The organism is Zetaproteobacteria bacterium (genome assembly GCA_003696765.1).
In the GTDB taxonomy this organism is placed as follows: domain Bacteria; phylum Pseudomonadota; class Zetaproteobacteria; order Mariprofundales; family J009; genus RFFX01.
Genome location: RFFX01000062.1, coordinates 1 through 3,918 on the forward strand (window position 1 = coordinate 1; position 3,918 = coordinate 3,918).

Annotated in this window: 3 protein-coding genes and 1 tRNA gene; 1 reads left to right on the forward strand and 3 read right to left on the reverse strand. The window is 69.1% G+C overall.

All coding sequences use genetic code 11. From position 1 onward, the window contains the following. The 3 genes from D6682_06305 to prfB form a co-directional block, all read right to left on the reverse strand. Window positions 1-572, reverse strand: a 572-nt coding sequence (locus D6682_06305) for a hypothetical protein (protein ID RMH50744.1), incomplete at its 3' end; no start/stop codon positions are given. A 5-nt stretch (window positions 573-577) separates the two neighbouring features. Further along, window positions 578-2,272 carry an arginine--tRNA ligase gene (locus D6682_06310; protein ID RMH50745.1) on the reverse strand — a complete coding sequence of 565 codons (1,695 nt, stop codon included), beginning with the start codon at window positions 2,270-2,272 and terminating at the stop codon, window positions 578-580. Between the two features lie 168 nt (window positions 2,273-2,440). Continuing rightward, window positions 2,441-3,469, reverse strand: a complete 1,029-nt coding sequence (gene prfB / locus D6682_06315; GenBank protein RMH50746.1) for a peptide chain release factor 2 — start codon at window positions 3,467-3,469, stop codon at window positions 2,441-2,443. Window positions 3,470-3,841: 372 nt separating this feature from the next. Here prfB and D6682_06320 point away from each other — a divergent pair. Next, a tRNA-Met gene (locus D6682_06320) sits at window positions 3,842-3,918 on the forward strand.

Sequence of the window (3,918 nt, forward strand, 5' to 3'; positions counted from 1 at the left end):
CCGCCTGAGAGGGTGACCGGCCGGATGAAGGCGATCATCCCCAGCCGGACCACTTGCTGTTTGAGCAGCTCCGCCGACGTGCGATCGCCGAACGAGCCCAGCTGGATGTAGAGCGGCAGACGCCCCCCCTCCGGCAGGCTGGATTGGGCGATGATGTCGGCCACGCCGCGCTCGATCCCCTGCCCGGTTTCCGCCGTCGCCACCGTCGGATCGACCTTGTCGTGGATCAGGTCGTCGTAGAAGGTGAGCTCGCCCACCTCGGTGACGGCATCGGGCCTGGCAGTGGCCTTCTTCTTCGGCCGGGCGGCCAGCTCCCGCTTCAATCGGTCGATCTCCCGTCGCTGCGCCTCCAGCTGCCGTTGCAGCTGCTGTCGGGCCGACGCCTTCTGCTGGTCGATCCCTTCCATGCGGCCGAGGTAATGGCCGCCGGCGAAGGCTGCGGCGACCACCGCCACCAGCGCTGCCACCAGCAGGGCACGTCCGAGGCGGGAAGCCCTGCCGTCCCGCTTCGGCCGCGGCGGTGCCACCTCCGCCATCGCCTCGGAGGAGAGGCGGGCGAAATCCTGCCCCAATCCGCTCACATACGCTCCGGTGCGGCCACGCCGAGCAGCTCCAGGCCGTTGCGCAGCACCTGGGCGGTGGCGCGCACCAGCAGCAGCCGCGCCTGCGCGGTGGCCTGCTCCTCCACCACCACCCGCTGTTTGTGATAGAAGCGGTGCCAGACGGCGGCAAGCTCCATCAGCCAGGTGGCCACACGATAGGGCTCCCGTCGCTCGGCGGCCTGTTCGAGTACCGTCGGGTATTCGGTCAGCATGGCGATCAGCCTGCGCTCCTCGCTGCCGGTCAACGGCGCGGTGTCGGCGGCATCGTCGCTCGTGATGCCCGCCTCCTCCGCCTTGCGCAGGATCGCCGCCGCCCGGGCGTGGGCGTATTGCACATAGTAGACCGGGTTCTCCTCCGACTGACGGCGGGCCAGCTCGAGGTCGAAATCGAGCTGGCTCTCGGCCCGGCGGGTGAGGAAGTTGAACCGTACCGCATCGGCCCCCACCTCGTCGACCACCTCGCGCAGGGTGACGAAGGTGCCGGCCCGCTTGGACATCTTCACCGGCTTGCCGTCGCGCAGCAGGTTGACCATCTGCACCAGCACCACCTCCGGCTGGCCGTCGAGCCCGCAGACCGCCTTGACCGCCGCCTGCACCCGCGCCACGTAGCCGCCGTGGTCGGCGCCCCAGACATCGATCTGCCGGGTGAAGCCGCGCTGGAACTTGTCGTGGTGGTAGGCGATGTCGGCGGCGAAGTAGGTGGCGCTGCCGTCCTGCTTGCACAGCGGACGGTCGATGGTGTCGCCGAAATCGGTGGTGCGGAAGAGCAGCTGCTCCACCGGCCGGTAGTCGGCCACCTCCTTCCCCTTGGGCGGCGGCAACGTGCCGCGGTAGACCAACCCGCGCTCGGTGAGCTCCTCGATCAGCTTGCGGATGGCGCCGGACTGGTGCAGTTGCCGCTCGGAGAAGTAGTGGTCGAACCGGACGCCGAGGGCGGCCAGATCGTCGCGGATGCGGGCCATGTTGGCCGCCACCGCCTGTCCGCCGAGCAGTTCCAGCCGGGCGCCCTCCTCCATGGCGGCCAGCTCGGCGAAGGGGTGGCGCTGCAGGATCTCCCGGGCGATCTCGATCACATAGTCGCCCGGGTAGGCATCCTCCGGCAGGGAGATCGCCTCCCCCTGCAGCTCGCGCATGCGCAGCCAGACCGAACGGGCCAGCACCTCGATCTGGGCGCCGGCGTCGTTGATGTAGTACTCGCGGGTCACCGGGTGACCGCGGGCGGCGAGCAGGCTGGCCAGCGCATCGCCGACGCAGGCGCCCCGACAGTGGCCGACATGCATCGGGCCGGTCGGATTGGCCGAGACGTACTCGACCATCACCCGGGGTCTTGCGGGGTCCACCGGCAGCCGGCCGTAGTCCGCCCCCTGCCGGACGATGGTGGCGAGCACGCCGGCTTCGGCGGTGTCGGCGAGGAAGATGTTGATGAATCCGGGTCCGGCGACCTCCACCTTGCGCACCGCCGCAGGCCAGGCGCACCGCTCGATGATTTGACCGGCGATCGCTGCCGGGGGCTGCCGCAGGGTGCGGGCGAGCTGCATGGCGATGTTGCAGGCGAAGTCGCCGTGGGCCTGCTGCTTCGGGCGGCTGAGCCGGACGCTCGGAGCTGTCTGCTCCTCTGCGACCATGTCGACGACGCAGCGGGCGATGGCCTGTTCGATCTGTTGCTTCACAGGGACTCCGGATGGGCTCTTCGATGGGGGTGGAGGAGGGCCGGGGCGTCGGTGCCCGGGCCCGGATGGTCGTGGATCACGGCCGATGGGGGTGCGGCCGGTCGGCAAAGGGTAGGAGCCGGGCGAATGGGGGACAACCCGACCGTTCGGCCGCCGGCGCAGTCGGCGCTATCGCTCGCGGGTCATCCCCATCAGCCAGGCGTGGATGAAGGCGTCGATGTCGCCGTCGAGGAAGGCCCGGGTGTTGCCGGTTTCCATGCCGGTGCGCAGATCCTTGATGCGGGACTGGTCGAGCACGTAGGAACGGATCTGGTTGCCCCAGCCGATGTCGCTCTTGTCCTCCTCGAGCTGCTGCCGTTCCGCCTCCCGCTTGCGCAGCTCCAGTTCGTAGAGCCGGGCTTTGAGCATCTTCCACGCCGCGGCACGGTTCTTGTGCTGGCTGCGTTCGTTCTGGCACTGCACCACCGTGCCGGTGGGCAGGTGGGTCAGCCGCACCGCCGAATCGGTCTTGTTGACGTGCTGCCCGCCGGCGCCGCTCGCCCGGTAGGTGTCGACCCGTACGTCGGCCTCGTTGATCTCGATCTCGATCTCGCGCTCGATGTCGGGATAGACGTAGACCGACGCGAAGGAGGTGTGGCGCCGGTTGCCCGAGTCGAACGGCGATTTGCGCACCAGCCGATGGACGCCGGTCTCCGCCTTGAGCAGGCCGAAGGCGTACTCCCCCTTGACCGACAGCGTGGCCGACTTGATGCCCGCCTCCTCGCCCGGCGTGCACTCCATCAGCTCGGTGGTGAAGCCTTTGCGTTCGGCCCAGCGTAGATACATGCGCAGCAGCATCTCCGCCCAGTCGCACGCCTCGGTGCCGCCGGCGCCGGCATTGATGTCGAGGAAGGCCGATTCGGCATCGTTCTCTCCGCCCAGCATCCGGATGAACTCCAGCCGGGAGACCTGCTGTTCCACCGCATCGAGCTGGTCGACCGCCTCGATCATGGTGTCGCGGTCCGACTCTTCGCGGGCGAGATCGAAGAGGGTGACGGCGTCGTCGAGCGCCGATTCCGCCTGCAGGAAGGCGGAGATCGACCGCCCCAGCCGGGTCCGCTCCTGCATCACCCGCTGCGCCTGTGCGGGATCACTCCACAGCGCGGGATCTTCGACGCGGGCGTCGAGCTCCTTCAGCCGCCGGCGGCCGTCGTCGATCTCAAAGAGACCTCCGCAACGCGCGGATGCGGTTGCTCAGGGATTCGGCACGGCTGCGAAAGCCGGCGATGCGATCCTCGACGGTCGCGCTCTGTTCCATATGATCCGGTCGCAAAACGTCCGTCCATGGACCTTTTTGCTTCACATCCACCGCCGGTCGATGCAGGCTCCGGGTCCGCACGTTCCCGATCCGGGGAGGGTCGGCAAGGCTCCCTGCGGGCGGAGATGCGGTCAACCGCGGTTCGTCGGGTGGTCTCTGCAGGAGGCCTCGGCCTGCGACGGCAGGCTGTGGCGTGCGCCTGAAGAGGGGAGGGGGCGGCGGCATTCCGCCGCCGGCTGCGGATGCACGGCGTGCGGGATCGGCAGGGGCACGGGCCCATGGCGCAATTGGTCAGCGCTGCCGGCTCATAACCGGTTGGTTCCAGGTTCGAGTCCTGGTGGGCCCACCA